The 21040-nt window shown below is 60.3% G+C and carries 16 protein-coding genes; 5 read left to right on the top strand and 11 right to left on the bottom strand.

Going from position 1 to position 21040, the window contains the following annotated elements; all coding sequences use genetic code 11:
- The first annotated feature begins 257 nt into the window (after nucleotides 1-257).
- Nucleotides 258-2885 carry a cation-translocating P-type ATPase gene (locus tag ACTQ33_RS07345; protein WP_441463484.1) on the top strand — a complete coding sequence of 876 codons (2628 nt, stop codon included), beginning with the start codon at nucleotides 258-260 and terminating at the stop codon, nucleotides 2883-2885.
- A gap of 114 nt (nucleotides 2886-2999) precedes the next feature.
- The gene (locus ACTQ33_RS07340; RefSeq protein WP_441463482.1) at nucleotides 3000-4178 is read left to right on the top strand and encodes a M20 family metallopeptidase; all 1179 of its coding nucleotides are present in this window, start codon (nucleotides 3000-3002) and stop codon (nucleotides 4176-4178) included.
- Between the two features lie 37 nt (nucleotides 4179-4215).
- Here the strand turns inward: ACTQ33_RS07340 and ACTQ33_RS07335 are convergent, their stop codons facing one another.
- From ACTQ33_RS07335 to ACTQ33_RS07305, 7 genes are all read right to left on the bottom strand, one after another.
- On the bottom strand, nucleotides 4216-5223 hold the full coding sequence (locus ACTQ33_RS07335; RefSeq protein ID WP_441463480.1) for a siderophore ABC transporter substrate-binding protein: 1008 nt from the start codon (nucleotides 5221-5223) through the stop codon (nucleotides 4216-4218).
- Nucleotides 5224-5262: 39 nt separating this feature from the next.
- Nucleotides 5263-6018: an iron ABC transporter ATP-binding protein gene (locus tag ACTQ33_RS07330; RefSeq protein WP_441463478.1), complete on the bottom strand. Its 756-nt coding sequence runs from the start codon at nucleotides 6016-6018 to the stop codon at nucleotides 5263-5265.
- 1 nt (nucleotide 6019) lies between these two features.
- Entirely contained in the window at nucleotides 6020-6997 is a 978-nt protein-coding gene (locus tag ACTQ33_RS07325; RefSeq protein ID WP_441463476.1) for an iron chelate uptake ABC transporter family permease subunit, read from the bottom strand.
- Nucleotides 6994-7998: an ABC transporter permease gene (locus tag ACTQ33_RS07320; protein WP_441463474.1), complete on the bottom strand. Its 1005-nt coding sequence runs from the start codon at nucleotides 7996-7998 to the stop codon at nucleotides 6994-6996. Before ACTQ33_RS07320 ends, ACTQ33_RS07325 begins: the two co-directional genes overlap by 4 nt.
- Nucleotides 7999-8251: 253 nt before the next feature.
- Nucleotides 8252-8395 (bottom strand): FeoB-associated Cys-rich membrane protein, encoded by a 144-nt coding sequence (locus tag ACTQ33_RS07315; protein WP_441463472.1) that lies wholly within the window; start codon nucleotides 8393-8395, stop codon nucleotides 8252-8254.
- Entirely contained in the window at nucleotides 8392-10395 is a 2004-nt protein-coding gene (feoB, locus tag ACTQ33_RS07310; RefSeq protein ID WP_441463470.1) for a ferrous iron transport protein B, read from the bottom strand. The genes ACTQ33_RS07315 and feoB overlap by 4 nt, the downstream gene beginning before the upstream one ends.
- Nucleotides 10392-10628, bottom strand: a complete 237-nt coding sequence (locus tag ACTQ33_RS07305) for a FeoA family protein (protein WP_441463468.1) — start codon at nucleotides 10626-10628, stop codon at nucleotides 10392-10394. Before ACTQ33_RS07305 ends, feoB begins: the two co-directional genes overlap by 4 nt.
- 180 nt (nucleotides 10629-10808) lie before the next feature.
- On the opposite strand from ACTQ33_RS07305, the gene ACTQ33_RS07300 reads away from it, so the two are divergent.
- From ACTQ33_RS07300 to ACTQ33_RS07290, 3 genes are read left to right on the top strand one after another with little or no spacing between them, the layout of a single operon-like run.
- On the top strand, nucleotides 10809-11513 hold the full coding sequence (locus ACTQ33_RS07300) for an aspartate/glutamate racemase family protein (RefSeq protein ID WP_441463466.1): 705 nt from the start codon (nucleotides 10809-10811) through the stop codon (nucleotides 11511-11513).
- A gap of 3 nt (nucleotides 11514-11516) precedes the next feature.
- Nucleotides 11517-12023, top strand: a complete 507-nt coding sequence (locus ACTQ33_RS07295) for a GreA/GreB family elongation factor (RefSeq protein ID WP_441463464.1) — start codon at nucleotides 11517-11519, stop codon at nucleotides 12021-12023.
- Entirely contained in the window at nucleotides 12023-12982 is a 960-nt protein-coding gene (locus ACTQ33_RS07290; protein WP_441463462.1) for a tRNA dihydrouridine synthase, read from the top strand. The genes ACTQ33_RS07295 and ACTQ33_RS07290 overlap by 1 nt, the downstream gene beginning before the upstream one ends.
- Before the next feature lie 319 nt (nucleotides 12983-13301).
- On the opposite strand, the gene ACTQ33_RS07285 is transcribed toward ACTQ33_RS07290, so the two are convergent.
- The 4 genes from ACTQ33_RS07285 to ACTQ33_RS07270 form a co-directional block, all read right to left on the bottom strand.
- Nucleotides 13302-14792: an IMP dehydrogenase gene (locus ACTQ33_RS07285; protein ID WP_441463460.1), complete on the bottom strand. Its 1491-nt coding sequence runs from the start codon at nucleotides 14790-14792 to the stop codon at nucleotides 13302-13304.
- 21 nt (nucleotides 14793-14813) lie between these two features.
- On the bottom strand, nucleotides 14814-18476 hold the full coding sequence (locus ACTQ33_RS07280; protein ID WP_441463459.1) for a phosphoribosylformylglycinamidine synthase: 3663 nt from the start codon (nucleotides 18474-18476) through the stop codon (nucleotides 14814-14816).
- A gap of 12 nt (nucleotides 18477-18488) precedes the next feature.
- Entirely contained in the window at nucleotides 18489-19757 is a 1269-nt protein-coding gene (purD, locus tag ACTQ33_RS07275; protein WP_441463457.1) for a phosphoribosylamine--glycine ligase, read from the bottom strand.
- A 96-nt stretch (nucleotides 19758-19853) separates the two neighbouring features.
- The gene (locus ACTQ33_RS07270) at nucleotides 19854-21029 is read right to left on the bottom strand and encodes a phosphoribosylaminoimidazolecarboxamide formyltransferase (protein ID WP_441463455.1); all 1176 of its coding nucleotides are present in this window, start codon (nucleotides 21027-21029) and stop codon (nucleotides 19854-19856) included.
- Nucleotides 21030-21040: the final 11 nt, after the last annotated feature.

Here is a 21040-nt window from a genome sequence, read left to right as displayed (position 1 = left end):
GCTGAAACCAGGGGGACGAAACCGCATTGACAACGGATGCAGGCCGTGCTATAATTGCCGTAGTTGAAAAGGGAGTAGTTTGAAAGACATACCGTCAACATCTCAGCCCATTGGGCTTGGTGGTATGTGCCCGAAGTGGTAACAAGACTTTTCGACAACCGTTGTCCTATGCACACAGGAAAACGGTTGTCGAAGAGTCTTTTTCTTTTTTCTACCGTCCATTCAACACCATAAAAAGCAAGAAAGGAAGCATCCCTATGGCCGAACCCTATTACAGACAAACGGCGCAGCAGGCGCTCAACAGCCAGCAGTCCAACGCCAACGGGCTCACCTCCCAGGAGGCGGCCCAACGTGCCCGGCAATACGGGCCCAACAAGCTATCCGAAGGCGAGAAAAAGAGCATGGTCCGAGTGTTCTTCGAGCAATTCAAGGACCTGTTGGTGCTCATTCTCATAGTAGCGGCCTGCATCTCCGCCGCCTCCGGCAACATGGAAAGCACCATCGTCATTTTTGCGGTCCTGATCCTCAACGCCGTTCTGGGCACCGTCCAGTATTGGAAGGCGGAAAAATCCCTGGAGAGCCTCAAGGCCATGTCGTCTCCCACCACCAAGGTCCTGCGGGACGGCAAACGCATGGAAATCCCCTCGGCGGAGGTGGTTCCCGGCGACGTCGTGCTGCTGGAGACCGGCGACATGGTGGTGGCCGACGGCCGCATTCTGGAGAATTTCTCTCTCAAGGTCAACGAAAGCTCTCTGACCGGTGAAAGCGAGGGCGTGGACAAGACCGCCGACGCCATCGACGCCGGACAGGTAGCCCTGGGCGACCAGAAAAACATGGTATTTTCCGGTTCCCTGGTCACCTATGGCCGGGCCACGGTGCTGGTCACCGGCACCGGTATGCACACGGAGCTGGGCAAAATCGCCGCCCTTATGAATCAGACCCAGCAGCGCAAGACCCCCTTGCAGCAGAGCCTGGACAGCTTCAGCGCCAAGCTGGCCGTGGTCATTCTGATCATTTCCGCCCTGGTGTTCGCCCTGTCGGTGTTCCGCACGGGAATGAGCATTCTCGACTCCCTGATGTTCGCCGTGGCCCTGGCCGTGGCCGCCATTCCCGAGGCCCTTTCCTCCATCGTCACCATCGTTCTGGCCATGGGTACTCAGAAAATGGCCCGGCAGAACGCCATTATCAAGGATTTGAAAGCCGTGGAAAGTTTGGGCAGCGTATCCGTGATCTGTTCCGACAAGACCGGCACCCTGACCCAGAACAAAATGACTCCTCAGAAGGTCTACGCCGACGGCGCGCTGCTGGAGGGTAACGACCTGAAATTGGCCAACGACGTCCAGAGATTGCTGTTGAAAGCGGCGCTGCTGGCCAGTGACGCCACCAACGACGAGGAAAACGGCACATCCATCGGCGACCCCACTGAGGTGGCCCTGGTCATGCTGGGCGAGCAATTCGGCGTGGTGGAGGAGGACTACCGGGCTCAGCACCCGAGACTGGGTGAATTGGCCTTCGATTCGGATCGGAAGCTCATGAGCACTCTCCACGACATCGACGGGACGCCCACCCTGTTCACCAAGGGCGCCATGGATGTGCTGCTGAGCCGTTCCCAATGGCTGCTGACCAGCGCGGGTAAGGTGGAACTGACGCCGGAGCGCAAGGAGGAGATTGCCCGGGTCAACATGGAGCTGTCCACAGAGGGATTGCGGGTCCTGGCCTTCGCCTACCGGGAATTGGACAGCGTCCGGCCCCTGACGCTGGAGGATGAGAACGACTTTACGTTCATCGGCCTGATCTCCATGATCGACCCGCCCCGGCCCGAGGCTATCCAGGCTGTGGCCGACGCCAAGCAGGGCGGCATCCGCACCATCATGATCACCGGCGACCACAAGGTGACGGCCACGGCTATCGCCCGCCAGCTGGGCATTTTCCGCGACGGCGACGAGGCCCTGGCCGGCATGGAGCTGGACAACATGACCGACGCGGAACTGGACCAGCGGCTGGAGAAAATATCCGTCTATGCCCGGGTGTCGCCGGAGCATAAAATCCGCATTGTCAACGCCTGGCAGCGCAAGGGGAACATTGTCTCCATGACCGGCGACGGCGTCAACGACGCCCCGGCGCTCAAGAAGGCCGACATCGGCGTGGCCATGGGTATCACCGGCACGGAGGTCTCCAAGGACGCCGCTTCCATGATTCTGGCCGACGATAATTTCGCCACCATCGTCAAGGCCGTGGTCAACGGCCGCAGCGTCTACGCCAATATTAAAAACGCCATTCTGTTTCTGCTCTCGGGCAATACCGCCGGTATTTTCTGCGTCCTGTACGCCTCCATTATGGCGCTGCCGGTGCCCTTTGAGCCGGTGCATCTGCTGTTCATCAACCTGTTGACCGACTCCCTGCCCGCCATCGCCATCGGCATGGAGCCCGCCCGCCGGGGCCTGCTGAACCAGAAGCCCAGAGACCCCAAGGAGCCCATCCTCAACCGATCGCTCCTGAGCCGCATCGGTGTGCAGGGGTTGCTCATTGCCATCGCCACCATGACCGCTTTCTACCTGGGCTACGGTCCGGCCAAGGACGCCGCCATGGCCTCCACTATGGCCTTCGCCACCCTGACATTGGCCCGGCTGTTCCATGGTTTCAACTGCCGCGGCGCGGAATCCCTGTTCCGCCTGAAGCTCACCACCAATCCCGCTTCCATTCTGGCCTTCTTCGCGGGCGTGGTGCTGCTGGGTCTGGTGCTGTTTGTCCCCGGCCTCACCGGCCTCTTTATGGTCGCGCCCGGCTTTGGCACGGCTCAGCTGGGTAAGGTTGTGCTGCTGGCATTGGCTCCTACAGTGGTCATTCAACTCTATAAGCTGTTGACCGACCACAAACGCCGGTAATGGTCAAAACGCGGATGTCCCGCCGGGGCATCCGTGTTTTTTTCGCTGCCCCTTGCAAAATGGAAGCGGCGGCGGTATGGTAATAACAAACTGATCAGAAAGACGGCGATGACTATGAATGAACTGCGCAGCAGGGCCAAGGAACTGGCCCCCATGCTCAAAGCCATCAAGGACGATCTCCATCGCCACCCGGAGTTGTCCTTTCAGGAGCGGCGGACCACGGACCTGGTCCGAAAGCGGCTGGAATCCTTGTCCATTTCCATCCTTGATTTGGGCATGGAAACCGGTGTAGTGGGCTATTTACAAGGCGGCCGTTCCGGTCCCACGGTGGCCTTGCGGGCCGATATGGATGCCATCGCCCAGCAGGAACCGGCGGACAACGGCGTGGTGTCGGAGACCCCCGGCGTCATGCACGCCTGCGGCCACGATTTCCACACCACCTGTCTCCTGGGCGCCGCCCGGCTCCTGTCGGAGCGGCGGGAGGACCTGGCGGGGAATGTGGTCTTCCTGTTCCAACCGGCGGAGGAGGTCACCAAGGGTGCCAAGGCCATGATTGCCCACGGCTTATGGGAAAAACTGCCCCAAACGCCAAAATTCCTCTTTGGACTCCACACCCGGCCGGAGATTGCCTGCGGCGATGTGGCTGTGGTCCCCGGCGGCATCATGGCGGGCAAAACCCACTTTTTCATTGATCTCACCGGCGTCACGGGCCATTGCGGTTCCCCCCACAAGTGCGTGGATGTGATCACCTGCGGCGCGGCCATTGTCAACGCCATTCAGACAGTGGTCAGCCGCAACACAGACCCTTTGGAGCCTCTGGTCTGCGCTGTGTTTTCCATCCACGCCGGAACACCGGAAAACTTCGTGCCGGAGACGCTGTCCATGAGCGGCGACATCCGCGCCCACTCCGACGCTGTCATGGCGGCCACGGAAAAGCGATTGCAGCAGGTGGTCCAAGGCATTGCGGAAACCTACGGCTGTCAATGGGAACTGCGGTTTGCGCCCCAGGTGCCGGTGACGTACAACGGCCCGGAGATGACGGCTCTGGCCCGCAAAGCGGCGGAGGCCGTGGTGGGGCCGGAACACATTGTCAGCCCCCGCGGCGATATGGGTTCTGAGGATTTCGCCGTTCTGGGCCAGACGGTCCCGGCGTTCTTCTATTGGATCGGTACCGGTTATCCCAATCAGACCAACGCGGCGTGGCATAACGCCCGATTCCGCACCGACGACGATGCATTGCCCCTGGGGGCGGCACTGCTGGCATCGTCGGTTTTGACGGCCATGGAACCATAAAAATGACCCGAATGCCGCTGCATTCGGGTCATTTTTATTATGATTGTGCCAAAAGGGGCGTCTCCAAATCCTGGAGCATGAGATCCAGCGCGGTGATGCCGCCCTCGGCGGTATACCACACGGCAGGATTGGCCAGATAGATTATATGGCCGTCGGTATAGACGCGGGTACCCTTCACCAATTCATTCTCCACCACCTCCTGGGCCAGCTTGGCGCCCTCGGTGGCAATGGCGGCGTCCCGGTCCAGAACAACCATGTAGTCCGGGTCCTTCTCCACGACAAATTCAAAGGAGGACTCGTTGCCGTGGGTAGAGGTGGCGGCTTCAGCGTCAATACCGACGTTTTCAAAGCCGATTTCCCGGCCCACCATGGAGCACCGGCCGTCGTTGCCCAGAATATTGAAGCCGCCGCTGGTCACCAGACCCACAATGGCCGTCTTGCCCTCGGCGGCGTCAGCCAGGGCCGCAATGCGGCTGTCAAAGCCCGCCATCAGCTCGTCCACCTTGGCGTTCAGACCGAAGATGCTGGCCACGTTGGTGGCGTTCTGCCGAACGCTTTCCACCACGCCCAGGTCCGTGTCCACGGCAAGATAGACCACCGGCGCAATCTCACTGAGCGCGTCGTAGGACTCGGCCAGACGGCCGCCAATGAAAATCACATCGGGTTCGCAGGCCATGACGGCTTCCAGATCGGCCTCCTTGATGGTACCCAGCTGGGCCACATCCTCAGTCCTATAGTCCTGAAGATAGGCAAGGGTGGTTTTGGCGGAGCCTACCACCCGGTCTCCCACGCCCAGGGCATCGAGGATGTCCAGGGAAGCCATGTCCAGGACGGCAATGCGCTGGGCATTGTATGGGACTTCTACCGAGATGGTCTCCTTGCTGGCGTTGAGGGAGGATACGGAGACGGTCTCCGGAAAGGCAGCAGTTGTTTCCGTGGCGGCGGTACCGGCGGCAGTGCCGGGAGCGGCGGTGTCGGCAGCGGCGCAGGCCGTCAGGCCCAGGGCCAGTGTTAGTGCGGCGGTCAGTGCAAGCAGTTTCTTCATTTGGGGTTCTCCTTTTTACAAAAAGTACTGAAAAATTGGTTAATAATAGATGGACAACGGGCGATTCTGGATGGTCATAATCTCGAAATCCACGTTGTAAATCTCCGAAAGGGTTTCCTTGGTCATCACTTCCTCCACAGTGCCGAATTTGGCAATGCGACCGTCCTTGAACGCGCAGATGTAGTCGGAGTAGAAGGCGGCGTAGTTGATCTCATGGAGGACCAGAATGACCGTTTTGCCCAGTTCATCGCAGAGACGGCGGACAATCTTCATCATATTGGTGGCGTGGTAGATATCGAGGTTGTTGGTGGGTTCGTCCAGCAGCACATACTCCGTATCCTGGGCGATGACCATGGCGATCATGGCCCGCTGACGCTGGCCGCCGGACAGCTCATCGATGAACCGGTCCTGGAAGTCCTCCAGCTCCATATAGGCAATGGCCCGGTCGATGATCTCCTGGTCCTCCGGCGTGGTGCGGCCCCCGGAGTAGGGGAACCGGCCGAAGGTCACCAGTTCCCGCACCGTCAGCTTCATTTGAATATTGTTGCTCTGGGTCAGGATGGCCAGCCGTTTCGACAGTTCCTTGCTCTTCCATTGACTGATGTCTTTGCCGGCGAACTCCACCAGACCGCTGTCCCGGGCGATGAGCCGGGAGAGAATGCCCATGACGGTGGATTTCCCCGCGCCGTTGGGACCGATCATGGAGATGACTTTACCCTTGGGAATGTGAAAGGAGACGTCGTTGACGACAGTCTTACCGTCGTACTGTTTGGAGAGATTTTTGATTTGCAGCATATCAGACCTTCTTTCTCGAGAGCAGCAGATAGAGGAAGTACAGGCCGCCGCCTACGGTGATAAAGACGCTGACGGGGACCGTATAGGTATAGAGGTGTTCGACAATCAGCTGGCCGCCCAGCAGGACAATGGTGCCGAAGAGCACGGAGCCTAAAACCAGCTGGCTGTGGCGGTAGGTCCGCAGCAGCTGCCGGGACAGGTTGGCGATGATCAGCCCCAGAAAGGAGATGGGACCCACCAGAGCCGTAGCCACGGCGATGGCCAGCGTCACACCCAGCAGTAGACGGCGGATGCACCGGTCGTAATCGACGCCCAGGTTGATGGCCTGGGCTTTGCCCAGGGTCAACACATCCAGCAGGGCCAACTCCTTTCGCAGGAAAAAGACGATGGCGCCCAGCAGAATCACTGAAAAGACGATGATTTCATTGTTGATGTTGTTGAATCCGGCCACCAGAGACGTCAGCAGCGTGTCGTACTCGTTGGGGTCCATGACCCGGGTCAGGGTGGTTTGGATGCTGCCGAAAAAGGACGTCAGCACCGTACCCACCAAAAGCACATAGAGGACGTTGTGGTTGGTTTTTCGGAACAGATAGCTATAGAGAAGCGTGGCTACAATGCCCATGAGGACCACATCCACGGCAAAGGCCAGATTGGCGTTGACGGCCAGGGCGCTGCCGGAGCCAATGAAGAACACCACCGCCGTATGAATCAGCGTATAGAGGGAATTCATACCCAGCAGGCACGGGGTGACAATGGTGTTGTTGATGATGGACTGAAACACCAGGGACGCGCCGCCGATGGCAAAGGCCGTAATCACCATGGCCAACAGCTTCGGAGCCCGCAGCTTCATGGCGTAGCGCACCAGATTGGGATTGGAGAAGTTGACCTCCACCACCAGATAACCCACGGCACAGAGGACCGTCAGGGCCGCCATGAAAAACAGTTTGCGGCGGTTGGAGCGGACAGCAATGCCATTCAAGAGCAGCAGCCTCCTTTCTGTACAGCGAGACGGACGGTTTTTTTGCCCCGGAGCCGATAGAACAGCAGTCCCACAAAAATCAGACTGCCCAAAATGCCGACAATCAGTTCGATGGGCAGCTCGTAGGGGAAAATGACGACCCGGCCGATCATGTCGCAGACCAGAACGAACAGCGCGCCGAACAGGGCCGTATCCGTCAAAGTGCCCCGCAGCTTGTCGCCTTTGAACATGGTGACCACATTGGGGACAATCAGGCCCACATAGGAGATGGAGCCCACCACTACCACAATGGAAGCGGTGATCATGGCGGCAATGGACAGGCCCAGGAACAGAATCACGTTGTAGGGGACGCCCAGGTTGCGGGAAAAGTCCTTGCCCATGCCGACAATATTGAAGTGGTTGGCGAAGACAAAGGCCAGGACCACCAGGGGCGCCACCAGCCAGACGATCTCATAGCGGCCCTTGAGGACCAGAGAGAAGTGGCCCACCAGCCAGGAGGAAAGGGCCTGGGTCATTTCAAACTGATAGGACAGGTAACTGGTGATGCCGCCGATGACGTTGCCGAACATGATGCCCACCAGGGGGACCATAACGGCGTCCTTGAACTGAATGCGCTGGATGAACCAGACGAACACCCAGGTCCCCAGGATGGCAAAGACAAAGGCGAAGACGGCGCGGCTCCACAAGGTGGAAGCGGGCAGGAACAGCAGGGCGATGAGGATGCCCAGCTGGGCCGAGGAGATGGTGGCGCCGGTGGTGGGGGAGACGAACTTGTTCTGACATAGCTGCTGCATAATCAGGCCCGCCACGCTCATGCCCACGCCGGTACAGAGAATGGCCAGCAGCCGGGGCAGTCGGGAGATGAGAAAAATCTCCAGCTGATGCAGGTCGCCGCCCAGCAGGGAGGAAAGATTTAGGTCAATGACGCCCACAAACAGGGACAGCACGGAGGCCACGGCCAGACAGCAGGCCAGGACCAGGGTGATGGTACGCTCTTTCACGGTCGGTTTCTCCTTCTAAATAGTTAGGTAAATCTAACCAACGGGGCAAACAGGAACCCGCATCGGCGGGCTGAATAGTTTGCTGTAGCTAACTTTCGGGTAAAGAATAGCATATTACTGGGAAATTGACAAGGGATTTTTTTGAAAAGGCTGAGAATCGGAACATGTTACAAATTAAATGATTAGTATATGCTAACCATATGGTAAAAATCACAAAAGCGCCGAAGAACCGCGAAGTTCTTCGGCGCAGGGGTTATGATTTATTCTTTTTATCACAGTGACAGGTGTTGGAACAGCCTTTGCATCCACCGCAGCAGCCCCGGCCAGGGCGGCGAATGAGCACAAAGAGCAGCCAGCCCACCACCAGGGCCACCAGAAGCCAGTCCAGCCACGTCACAGAATCAACCCCACAATCTGATAGACCACAAAGGCCACAATCCAGGCAATGAGACACTGGATACCCACAAACAGAAAGGCTTCCAGACGGCTCAGCTCCTTGCGAACGGCGCCAATAGCGGCCACACAGGGGGTGTACAGCAGTGTGAACGCCAGGAAGCTGATGGCGGTATGCACCGTGAACAACGCGCTCAAATTGTCCGCCAGCGTGGCCAGGGTGGTGCCGGTCAGAACACTGAGGGTGCTGACCACCGCCTCTTTGGCCGTCAGACCTACGACCAACGCCGAAGCGATCCGCCAGTCACCGAAGCCCAGAGGCGCCAGGATGGGGGAGAGCAGGCGGCCCAGATCGGCCATCAGACTGGTGCTGCTGTCGGTCACCACATTGAGGCGGGTGTCAAAGGTCTGCAAAAACCAGATGACGATGGTAGCCACAAAAATCACAGTGAAGGCCTTCTGCAAAAAGTCCCTTGCCTTTTCCCACAGAAGCAATGCAACGCTTTTGGCCGAAGGGAATCGGTAGTTGGGCAGCTCCATGACAAAGGGTACGCTGTTGCCCCGGAACGCCGTGTGGTTGTACAGCAGTGCCACCAGCACGCCCACGGCCATGCCGCCCACATAGAGACAGATCATCACCAGCGCCTGATAATGCTGGAAAAAAGCCGCCACAAAGACCGCGTAAATGGGGATTTTGGCAGAGCAGCTCATAAACGGTGTGAGAAACACCGTCATTTTCCGGTCCCGCTCCGAAGACAGGGTCCGGGTGGCCAGAATGGCCGGGACCGAACAGCCGAAGCCGATGAGCATGGGGACGATGCTGCGGCCCGACAGGCCGATTTTTCGCAGCAGCTTATCCATGACAAAGGCTACCCGGGCCATATAGCCCGTATCCTCCAGAATGGACAGGAAGAAAAAGAGCACCACAATCAGAGGCAGGAAGCTCAACACGCTGCCCACACCGGCAAAGACGCCGTCAATGAGCAGAGAGTGGACCACCGGATTGATGCCATAGGCCGTCAGTCCCTTATCCGCCAGGGCAATGAGGCCGTCGATGCCTGCGGCAAGGCCGTCGGACAGGAACGTGCCCACGGGACCGAAGGTGATGTAGAAAATGAAGAACATGATCCCAAGGAAAATGGGAATTGCAAAGATTCGATGGGTCAAGACGCTGTCAATGCGCTCGCTGCGCTTGTGCTCCCGGCTCTCCTGACATTTAACCACCGTGTCCCGGCAGACCTTTTCGATAAAGGCGTAGCGCATATCGGCCAAGGCCGCGTTGCGGTCCAACCCCCGCTCGTGCTCCATCTCACAGATGCTGTGTTCAATCAGTTCCTGCTCGTTGGTGTTGATGTCCAGCCGCCGCAGAATGTCCTCGTCGCCCTCAATGAGCTTGGTGGCGGCGAACCGGGGATAGATGCCCGCCAACTGGGCGTGATCTTCGATCACATGGCTGACAGCATGGATACAGCGGTGGACGGGGCCGGGGTCACAGAAATCGCTTACGGCCGGAGGAATCCGCTTTTTGGCCACATTGATGGCCTGGACAATGAGTTCGTCGATGCCCTCATTCTTGGCGGCGCTGATGGGAACGACCGGAATGCCCAGCCGTTCGGCCAGCGCCTTGGTGTGGATGGTGCCGCCGTTGCTGCGGACTTCGTCCATCATGTTCAGGGCCAGCACCGTGGGAATTCGCATTTCCAGCAGCTGTAAGGACAGGTACAGGTTGCGTTCCAGGTTGGTGCCGTCCACAATGTTGATGATGCCGTCGGGCTTCTGGTTGAGGATAAAGTCCCGGGTCACGATTTCCTCCGCGGTGTAGGGCCGCAGGGAGTAGATGCCCGGCAGGTCCACCACCTCCACATCCTTCTGTCCCCGGACGGCGCCGGCCTTCTGGTCCACGGTGACGCCGGGGAAGTTGCCCACATGCTGATTGGAGCCGGTGAGCTGGTTGAACAGGGTGGTCTTGCCGCAATTCTGATTGCCGACCAATGCGAAAATCATTGGGCTGCCTCCTTCTGCTCCACCGTGATGTTGGCGGCGTCGGCCTTGCGGAGCGTCAACTCATAGCCCCGGAGCCGCAGCTCCATGGGGTCCCCCATGGGGGCCACCTTCCGCACCGTCACGGCGGTGCCGGGAATCAGTCCCATATCCAATAGACGGCAGCGCAGGGGGCCTTCGCCGCCCACGGCCGTAATGGTACCGCTCTGCCCTACGGGCAGTTGATCCAATGTCATGGTATCACCTCTGTTACAATAGAAAAATCCGGCGGTTCGCCGGAACAAACTTTACGGTAATAGAGTACCCTCTAAGGCGGCGAATGTCAAGGAATTTCGGCGAATTTCCCCCCATGGACAGGGCAGGCAAATCGTGCTACAATGATGCAATACGCAATGATACCCAGGAGGCGCACCACCATGAAAACCATCGGCATTTTGGGCGGCATGGGACCCCTTGCAACGGCCGATCTCTTCCGTAAGATCGTCCTGCTCACCGACGCCCACAGCGACAATGAACACATCCGCGTTTACATCGACAGCAACAGCGCCATCCCCGACCGGACCGCCGCCATTCTGCGGGGCGGGCCCGACCCGGTGCCGGAGATGGCCGACGCCTTACGCCATCTGGAAGCCTGCGGCGCCGACTGCATTTTGATGCCCTGCAACACGGCCCACTATTTTCTGCCCCGGCTCCAGGCCATGACGGACACGCCCTTTCTCAGTATGCTGGAGGCCACGGCCCACGCCTGTGCGGAGCAGTTTCCAGGCCGGACGGCGGGCATTCTGGCCACCCGTGGTACGCTGGAAACGGGGATGTATTCCCAGGCCTTGGAGCGGGCGGGCGTTGCCAGCCTGATGCCAGACGAGACGGGAAAGGACGCGCTGATGACGGCCATCTACGACGGCGTCAAGGCGGGCCGGGATTTGACGCCCATGGCCCCGGCCCTGCTGGACACCCTGGACCGCATGAGACGGCAGGGGGCGGGCTATTTTATTCTGGGCTGCACGGAGCTGCCCCTGGTCCGGCAGAGGTTGAATCTGTCCGGCGACTTTATTGACCCCACAGCGGAGCTGGCCAAGGCGGCCATCCGCTTCTGCGGCGGCACCATCAAGGAGGATTGAACCATGCACGACGAATTGACGGCGGTGGATATTCAGAAGATGAAGGAGGAGCTGGAATACCGCTCCAATGTTCTGCGCCATAAGATCATTGAAGATGTTCAGACCGCCCGGGCCTTCGGCGATCTCAGCGAAAACTTTGAGTACAAGGCGGCCAAGCAGGAAAAGCGCCGCAATGACAGCCGCATCCGCTATCTGGAGCGGATGATTAAGACGGCCCATGTCATTGACGGCACCGTGACCGACGAGGACACCGTGGGCCTTTTTGACAAAGTCACCATCTATATGGAGGAAGACGACGAGGAAGAGGTCATTCAGCTGGTGACCACGCTGCGGCAGAATCCCCTCAAGGGCCTAATCAGCAAGGAGTCGCCGGTGGGAAAGGCGGTGCTGGGCCACAAGATCGGCGACCGGGTCAAGGTGGAGGTCAACGCCGATTACAGCTACTATGTAGAAATCCGGGCCATCGAAAAGGGCGTGGATGATGATTCTCTGGAGATCAGCCGCTATTGATGAAACGCTTTGACTTTGCCCCCATGGAGGGCGTTACCGACGCGGCTTACCGCAATCTGCACCACAAAATTTTCGGCGGCGTGGACCGCTATTGGATGCCCTTCTGGTCGCCCACCCAGGAACATACCATCACGCCCCGTGTCCGGCGGGACATTCTGCCGGAGTACAACGGTGATACGCCGGTGGTGCCGCAGATTTTGACCAAATCGGCGGTGGACTTCCTCTTTGCCACCGGGGTCCTGGCCGACCATGGCTATCAGGAGGTCAATCTGAACCTGGGCTGCCCCTCGGGTACCGTGACGGCCAAGGGGAAAGGTTCCGGCTTTCTGGGCCGTCTGCCGGAGCTGGAGGAATTTCTTGATACGATTTTTGCACAATGCCCGGTGGACATCTCCATCAAGACCCGCATGGGCATGAAGTCGCCGGAGGAATTTGGGCCCGTTCTGGACCTGTTGACCCGTTACCCTATGACGGAGCTGACGGTCCACCCCCGCATTACGACGGATATGTACCGCCACCCGGTGCGGCCCGAGGGTTTTACAATGGCGTTGGAGCGCTGTTCCTGCCCGGTGATCTGCAACGGCGATCTGAAAACCGTAGACGATTGCCGCGTTGCCATGGAACGGTATCCCGCCGCCGCCGGATTCATGGCGGGCCGGGGATTTCTGGCTGACCCGGCCATGGGCCGGAGACTGCGGGGCGGCGGCCCCATCACCCGGGAGGAGTTGCGGCGGTTCAATGAGGAACTGTTCGACGGCTATGAGGTGTCCTTCGGCGGACCCGGTAACGCCATGCTGCGTATGAAAGCCCATTGGCGGTATCTGATTTTGCTGCTGGACGAGAACAAGAAGCTGGCCAAACAGCTGCGGAAATCCTCGGACCCCAGGGAGTTCCGGGACCTGTCCCGCCTGGCCATCGACACCCTGCCCCTGCGGGAGACACCGCAGATTGATTGGTAATGACAAAAATATCCCGGATGCATCGCATCCGGGATATTTTTACGCTTTTTTCTGTTGCTTCAGCTTGGCTACATGCTCCTGTTACATTGATGTACTGAGATAGGGAACGGTCGCAGTCCTCAGCCAGCACCCGCAGCTTGGCGATCAAATCTTCATCCAGGGTCAGACTGACCTTTTGCTTTAACGGTTTCATGAGCATACCCCTTTTTTGTAAGGTTAGCCCTGGATTTTAAAGAAATCCAGGGCCAGTGCAAGTTTTACTCGATTTTCTTCAAAAAATCGAGGGGGTTTGGGGGGCAGAGCCCCCGAAAAAACTATTTCACTTCTTCAAAATCACGTCGTGGTAGCCGCCCTCGACGATGGAGGTGGCGGACACCAGGGTAATGCGGGCGTCCTGCTGGAGCTGGGGAATGGTGACCGCGCCGCAGTTGCACATGGTGGACTTGACCTTGTACATACTCTTTTCCACACCGTCGTGGAGGGAACCGGCGTAGGTGACGTAGGAGTCCACGCCCTCCTCAAAGCTGAGACCGGCCGCGCCGCCCAGGTCGTAACGCTGCCAGTTGCGGGCGCGGTTGGAGCCTTCGCCCCAGTACTCCTTGCGGTAGACGCCGTCCACCAGGACCTTATTGGTGGGGCTTTCGTCAAAGCGGGCAAAGTAGCGGCCCAGCATCAGGAAGTCCGCGCCCATGGCCAGGGCCAGGGTCATGTGGTAGTCATGGACGATGCCGCCGTCGGAGCAGATGGGCACATAGATGCCGGTCTCCTGGAAATACTCGTCCCGGGCGGCGGCCACCTCAATCAGCGCCGTGGCCTGGCCGCGGCCGATGCCCTTCTGCTCGCGGGTGATGCAGATGGAGCCGCCGCCGATGCCGACCTTCACGAAATCGGCTCCGGCCTCGGCCAGATAGAGGAAGCCCTCCCGGTCAACGACGTTGCCCGCGCCCACCTTGACGGAGTCGCCGTAGTTCTCCCGAATGTAGTCAATGGTCCGCTTCTGCCAGATGGAGTGGCCCTCGGAGGAGTCGATACACAGCACATCGGCCCCGGCCTTCACCAGGGCGGGAACCCGCTCGGTAAAGTCGCGGGTGTTGATGCCGGCGCCCACCATATAGCGCTTGTTGGCGTCCTGGAGGCTCAGAGGATGGTCCTTGTGGTCGGCGTAGTCCTTGCGGAAGACGAAGTACATAAGGCAACCGTTGTCATCGATGATAGGCAGGGAGTTGAGCTTGTGCTCCCAGATGATGTCATTGGCCTCCTTGAGGTTGGTGGAGGCAGGGGCGGTGATAAGCCGCTCAATGGGGGTCATGAAGTCCCGGACGGGGATGTCCTCAGTCATGCGGGACACCCGGTAGTCGCGGCCCGTGACCACGCCCAGAAGCTTGCCGTTGGGGGTGCCGTCTTCGGTGACGGCCAGGGTGGAGTGGCCGCTGCGGCGGGTCATGGCCAGCACATCGCCCAGAGTGTTGTCGGGGGTTACGTTGGAGTCGCTGACAACAAAACCGGCCTTGTAGGCTTTGACCTTTTCCACCATGGCGGCCTCGCTCTCAATGGACTGGGAGCCGAAGATAAAGGACATGCCGCCCTCCTTGGCCAGGGCTACGGCCAGGGTGTCGTTGGACACGGACTGCATAATGGCGGAGACCAGCGGTATGTTCAGGCAGATGGGGCACACCTCCTGGCCCTTGCGGTATTTGACCAGAGGGGTTTGCAGGCTGACGTTGCCGGGGATGCAGTCGGGTCCGGTGTAGCCGGGGATCAGCAGGTACTCACTGAAGGTGCGGGACGGTTCGGAATAGTAAAAAGCCATGGGAAACTCCTCCTTAAAATATCAACGGAAATACCGGGCGGCGCTGCGGAACAGGCCCATATCGTAGTTGCCGGGAACATTGCGGTACAGCTCCGCGCCCACGCGCTCGCTGTGGCCCATCTTGCCCAGAACACGGCCGTCGGGGCTGGTGATGCCCTCGATGGCCCACAGGGAGCCGTTGGGGTTGAACGCGGTGTCCAGGGTGGGGTTGCCGTTCAAATCCACATACTGGGTGGCGATCTGACCGTGCTGTTTCAGCTGCTCCAGGACCTCGTCGGAGGCCAGGAAGCGGCCCTCGCCGTGGGAGATGGGCACGCTGTAAATTGCGCCCACAGGGGCCTCCAGCAGCCAGGGCGAGTTGTTGGTGCAGACCCGGGTGCGGACGATGGAGGACTGGTGGCGGCCGATGGTGTTGTAGGTCAGGGTGGGGCAAGTGCCGTCCATGGGAACAATTTTACCATAGGGGACAAGGCCCAGCTTGATGAGAGCCTGGAAACCGTTGCAGATGCCCAGCATCAGGCCGTCGCGGTTGTCCAACAGATCGGTGACGGCGTCCCGGAGCTGGGGACTTCTGAGGAACGAGGCAATGAACTTGGCGGAGCCTTCCGGCTCGTCGCCGCCGGAGAAGCCGCCGGGAAGAAAGACAATCTGGGCGCTGCGGATGGCCTGCTCCAGGGCTTGGGCGGAGGCCAGCAGGTCCTCCTGGGTCAGATTGCGGACCACGAAGATCTCCGGGTTAAGACCGGCGTCCACGCAGGCCCGGGCGGAGTCGTACTCGCAGTTGGTGCCGGGGAATACGGGAATGACCACCTTGGGTCGGGCCACCTTGGTTTTTGCCACCATGGGTGCGGCAGCGGTATAGGTGATGGGCTCCACGCTGCCGCCGTTGCCGGATACAGTGGGGTAGACCGTCTCCAGAACACCGTCGTTGATTGCCAGCAGCTCGGAAACGGGTACCCGCTCGAAGCCGATGGTCACATGGCCGTCGTCGGTGGTGTGGCCCAGCAGCGTCGCGTCCACGTCCTCCGTCAGCTCGGCTACAATGGCGCCGGGCATGGACCCATACCAGTCGTGGACGCCCTCGCCGGAGAAGCCCACGCCGTTGCCGAAGGTCATCTTGGTGACGGCCTCGGCCAGACCGTTTTCAACGGCCCAGGCGGCCTGTACTTTACCGGCCTTGCACAATGCGTGGAACTGTTCCCATCCGGCCTTGGGTTCCTTGGCTCCGAACAGATACACCGGGTGACCGGCGGCTTTGAACTCGGTGGTCAGCACTTCGTTGGAAGCAATGGGGGCAATGGCAAAGGAGATCAGCGTGGGCGGTACGTCCAGGTCCAGGAAGGAGCCGGACATGGAATCCTTGCCGCCGATGGCGGCGCAGCCCAGTTCCAGCTGGGCATCCAGCGCGCCAAGCAGCGCGGCGAAGGGCTTGCCCCAACGGTTGGGCTCGGTGCGGAGCCGCTCAAAGAACTCCTGCAACGTCAGATAGGCTTTCTGATAGTCAGCACCCGCCGCTACGATCTTGGCGACAGAGGTGTAGACGCTGGCTTTGGCGCCGCCGTAGGGGTCGGCGCTCATGTGGTCGGGATCGAAGCCCCAGGCCATGACGCTGGCTTGCTTCGTTTTCTGGCCCGGCTCCACGGGAAACAGGGCGGCCATGGCCTGGGCCGGAGTCCGCTGGGTTTGGCCGCCGAAAGGCATCAGGACGGAGCCCGCGCCGATGGAGCCGTCGAAGCGCTCCGTCAGGCCCCGGCGGGAGGCGCAGCGGAGGCTGGCGGCCATGTCTCGCAGATTGGAGAAGGGCAGGGCCGGGGCCTTATGCTCGGCGGCGCTTACGGACACGGCGGCATGCTTGACGGCGCCGTTGGTGTTGAGGAAGTCGCGGCTCAGGTCGGCGATGGTCTTGCCCTTCCAGGTCATGACCATGCGGGGGCGTTCGGTGACGGTGGCCACCGGATAGGCTTCCAGATTTTCCATACGGGCGGCGGCCATGAGGGCCTCGGCGTCCTCGGGGGCCACGACGACGGCCATACGCTCCTGGCTCTCGGAGATGGCCAGTTCGGTGCCGTCCAGGCCGTCGTACTTCTTGCGGACGGCGTCGAGATCGATGGTCAGGCCGTCGGCCAGCTCGCCGATGGCAACGGACACGCCGCCGGCGCCGAAGTCGTTGCACCGCTTAATAAGGCGGGTGACGTCGCCGTTGCGGAAGAGCCGCTGGAGCTTCCGCTCCTCGGGGGCGTTGCCCTTCTGGACCTCGGAGGCCATGGTGGTCAGAGATTTCATATTGTGGCTCTTGGAAGAACCCGTCGCGCCGCCGATGCCGTCGCGGCCGGTACGGCCACCCAGAAGGATGACCACATCACCGGGAGCGGGGACTTCCCGGCGCACATGGTCGGCGGGAGCCGCGCCCACCACCGCGCCGCACTCGAGCCGCTTGGCGATGTAGCCGGGGTGGTAGACCTCGGCCACATGACCGGTAGCCAGGCCGATCTGGTTGCCGTAGGAGGAGTAACCGGCGGCTGCTGTCTGGGCAATTTTTCTCTGGGGCAGCTTGCCGGGGGTGGTTTCACTGAAAGACACACGGGGGTCGCCGCCGCCGGTGACGCGCATGGCCTGATGGACATAGGCACGGCCCGACAGGGGATCGCGGATGCAGCCGCCAATGCAGGTGGCAGCGCCGCCGAAAGGCTCGATCTCCGTGGGATGGTTGTGGGTCTCGTTCTTGAACATCAGCAGCCAATCCTGCTCTTTACCGTCTACCATGGCGGGAACATGGATGGAGCAGGCGTTGATCTCCTCGCTTTCGTCCAGCTCCGGCAGGAGACCGCGCTTTTTGAGGGTCTTGGTGCCGATGGTAGCCATGTCCATGAGGGTCTGGGGCCGGGCGGCGGCTTTTTCCGCGCCATAGACCTCCACGCGGGCATCCAGATACCGCTGGTAGGCGGCTTTCACGGCTTCATCGGAAAGGTCGATGGTATCGAGATGGGTGGAGAAGGTGGTGTGGCGGCAGTGGTCGGACCAGTAAGTGTCCACCACGCGGATTTCGGTGATGGTGGGGTCCCGACGCTCCTCGTCCCGGAAGTAGGCTTGCAGGAACGTGAGGTCATCCAGGTCCATGGCCAGGCCCAGGGAGTTGAGCAGTTCCGTCAGAGCCGCTTCGTCCATGGCGGTAAAGCCGGAAACCGTGGCCACCTGGCTGGGAGTTTCGTAGGTGCGTTCCAATGTCTCGGGCTTGTCCATGGAGGCCACACGGCTCTCCACGGGGTTCACCAGGTACTTGGAAATCTTCTCTATGTCCTCGCCGGAGAGGATGCCCTCCAGTACATAGATCCGGGCATAGGCCACCAGGGGCCGGGCCGCGCCGGACAGGAGCTGGATGCACTGGGCGCAGGAGTCGGCCCGCTGGTCGAACTGGCCGGGCAATGCCTCCACAGCCAGAATGCGGTGGGGACCCTCCGGCAGGGGGAACGTCTCGTCATAGGTCACGTCCACAGGCGGCTCGGAAAACACCACGCCCCGGGCCTGCTCGAAGACGTCTTTTTCGATGCGGTCCACGTCGTAGCGATTGAGGACCCGGACGCCCTGCAATGCGTCGATGCCCAGGAAGGACCGAAGATCGGAAAGAACGGAGGCGGCCTCCGGACTGAGGCCGGGCTTTTTCTCGGAATAAATTCTGTAAACCACAGTTGATTCTCCTTATAAGGCCTGCAAGGCGCGGCGACCGATGTCGCGGCGGCAGTAGGCGTTTTCAAAGTGGATGCGGTCGGCCAGCGCATAGGCGGCGGTGACGGCGCTTTGTAGGGTATCGGCGGTGGCGACAGCCCCTAGAACGCGGCCGCCGTTGGTGCGGAGGACGCCGCTTTCATCCCGGGTTGCGCCGGCAATATAGATGGCCTCGTGTGCGCCGGTATCCGGCAGGGCGATGGGGTAGCCCTTCTCGTACTTGCCGGGATAGCCCTTGGAAGCCAGAACCACGCAGCAGGCCGCGCCGTCGGAAAACTCCACGGGCGTTTCGGCCAGCTTGCCATCGCGGACGGCCCGGAAAATGGTCAACAGGTCGCTTTTCAGCAGGGGAAGCACCACCTGGGTTTCCGGGTCGCCAAACCGGCAGTTATACTCGATGACCTTGGGGCCGTCTTTTGTAATCATCAGGCCGAAGTACAGGCAGCCCCGGAAGGGACGGCCCTCGGCTGCCATGGCCCGGATGGTGGGCAAGAAAATTTCGTTCATGCACCGCTCAGCCACGGCGGGGGTGTAGTAGGGGTTGGGGGCGACGGTGCCCATGCCGCCGGTGTTCAGACCGGTGTCGTTGTCTCCGGCCCGCTTGTGATCCATGGAGGACACCATGGGGACGACGGTCTCACCGTCGGTAAAGCTGAGAACGCTGACCTCGGGGCCTTCCAGAAACTCCTCGATGACCACACGGCTGCCGCTGTCGCCAAAGACCTTGTCCTCCATCATGGAACGGACGGCAGCGGCGGCTTCTTCTCTCGTCTGGGCGATGACCACGCCTTTACCCAAGGCCAGGCCGTCGGCTTTGATGACCGTAGGGATGGGGCAGGTGGCCACATACTCCAGGGCCTTTTGCAGATCGGTGAAAATCGCATAGGCAGCGGTGGGAATGTGGTACTTGGCCATCAATTCTTTGGAGAAAGCCTTGCTGCTCTCAATGATGGCGGCGTTCTGCCGGGGACCGAAGGACGGGATGCCCGCGTCCTCCAGGGCGTCCACGCAGCCCAGGGCCAAGGGATCGTCGGGGGTCACCACGGCGAAGTCAACGGCTTCTTTTTTGGCAAAGTCCGTGATGGCTGCCACGTCGGTGGCGGCAATGGGGACACAGACGGCGTCACCGGCCATGCCGCCGTTGCCGGGCAGGGCGAAAAGTTCGGTGATCTCGGGATTTTCCCGCAGCTTTTTGATGATGGCGTGTTCGCGGCCGCCGCCGCCAACGACCAATACCTTCATAGATCGTTACCTCCGAATGGTAATAAAATGGGGGTCCATAGGGTGCCACAACGACCCGGCATGGAATACTCCTGTCGGGTCGTTGTATCAAAACTTTTAATGATGGAACAGGCGCATGCCGGTGAAGCACATGGTCATGCCGTATTTGTTGGCCGTTGCAATGACATTGTCATCGCGGATGGAGCCGCCGGGCTCGGCCACATACTGGACGCCGCTTTTGCGGGCCCGTTCGATGTTGTCGCCAAAGGGGAAGAACGCGTCGGAGCCGATGGATACGCCGCTCTGGGTGGCGATCCAGGCTTTTTTCTCCTCCCGGGTCAGAACTTCGGGCTTGGTGGCGAACAGGGTCTGCCAGGTACCGTCGGCCAGAACGTCCTCATACTCATCGGAGATGTAGACGTCGATGGCGTTGTCCCGTTCGGGGCGGCGCACGTCGGCCTTAAAGGGCAGATTCAGCACCTTGGGACACTGACGCAGATACCAGTTGTCGGCCTTGGAACCGGCCAGACGGGTGCAGTGGATGCGGCTTTGCTGGCCTGCGCCCACGCCGATGGCCTGGCCGTTCTTGACATAGCAGACGGAATTGGACTGGGTGTACTTGAGGGTAATCAGGGCCACGATCAGGTCGATCTTGGCGGCTTCGGGCAGGTCCTTGTTCTCGGTGACGATATTGCTCAGCAACGCTTCGTCAATCTTGAAGTTGTTGCGGCCCTGCTCAAAGGTGATACCGAACACGTCCTTGTACTCCTGGGGAGCGGGGACGTAGTTGACATCCATCTGAATCACGTTGTAATTGCCCTTTTTCTTCGTCTTGAGAATCGCCAACGCCTCGTCGGTGTAGCCGGGGGCAATGATGCCGTCGGAGACCTCCTCCTTGAGGTATTTGGCCGTGGCGGCGTCGCAGACGTCGGACAAAGCGGCCCAGTCGCCGTAGGAGCAGAGACGGTCGGCGCCGCGGGCGCGGATGTAGGCACAGGCGATGGGGCTCAGCTCGGCATCCGGCTCCACAAAGTAGATTTTTCTATCCACGTCGCTCAGGGGCAGGCCCACGGCGGCGCCGGCAGGGGAGACGTGCTTGAAGCTGGCGGCGGCGGGCAGGCCCGTGGCCTTTTTCAGCTCCATCACCAGCTGCCAGGAGTTGAAGGCGTCCATAAAGTTGATGTAGCCGGGCTTGCCGTTGAGAACGGTAATGGGCAGCTCGCCATCACGGACAAAAATCTTCGAGGGCTTCTGGTTGGGGTTACAGCCGTACTTCAGTTCCAATTCCTTCATATTCTGCTTCC

It is taken from the genome of Candidatus Avoscillospira sp. LCP25S3_F1 (assembly GCF_052117125.1).
In the GTDB taxonomy this organism is placed as follows: domain Bacteria; phylum Bacillota; class Clostridia; order Oscillospirales; family Oscillospiraceae; genus Avoscillospira_A.
The sequence above is the reverse complement of the archived record's forward strand: the minus strand, read 5'-3'. Positions and strand labels throughout refer to the sequence as shown.

Bases quoted from the DNA above. Each gene is read 5' to 3' on its own strand.
- ACTQ33_RS07345 (WP_441463484.1), top strand. From the start codon at position 258: ATGGCCGAACCCTATTACAGACAAACGGCGCAGCAGGCGCTCAACAGC.
- ACTQ33_RS07340 (WP_441463482.1), top strand. From the start codon at position 3,000: ATGAATGAACTGCGCAGCAGGGCCAAGGAACTGGCCCCCATGCTCAAA.
- ACTQ33_RS07335 (WP_441463480.1), bottom strand. From the start codon at position 5,223: ATGAAGAAACTGCTTGCACTGACCGCCGCACTAACACTGGCCCTGGGC.
- ACTQ33_RS07330 (WP_441463478.1), bottom strand. From the start codon at position 6,018: ATGCTGCAAATCAAAAATCTCTCCAAACAGTACGACGGTAAGACTGTC.
- feoB (WP_441463470.1), bottom strand. From the start codon at position 10,395: ATGATTTTCGCATTGGTCGGCAATCAGAATTGCGGCAAGACCACCCTG.
- ACTQ33_RS07305 (WP_441463468.1), bottom strand. From the start codon at position 10,628: ATGACATTGGATCAACTGCCCGTAGGGCAGAGCGGTACCATTACGGCC.
- ACTQ33_RS07300 (WP_441463466.1), top strand. From the start codon at position 10,809: ATGAAAACCATCGGCATTTTGGGCGGCATGGGACCCCTTGCAACGGCC.
- ACTQ33_RS07295 (WP_441463464.1), top strand. From the start codon at position 11,517: ATGCACGACGAATTGACGGCGGTGGATATTCAGAAGATGAAGGAGGAG.
- ACTQ33_RS07290 (WP_441463462.1), top strand. From the start codon at position 12,023: ATGAAACGCTTTGACTTTGCCCCCATGGAGGGCGTTACCGACGCGGCT.
- ACTQ33_RS07285 (WP_441463460.1), bottom strand. From the start codon at position 14,792: ATGGCTTTTTACTATTCCGAACCGTCCCGCACCTTCAGTGAGTACCTG.
- purD (WP_441463457.1), bottom strand. From the start codon at position 19,757: ATGAAGGTATTGGTCGTTGGCGGCGGCGGCCGCGAACACGCCATCATC.
- ACTQ33_RS07270 (WP_441463455.1), bottom strand. From the start codon at position 21,029: ATGAAGGAATTGGAACTGAAGTACGGCTGTAACCCCAACCAGAAGCCC.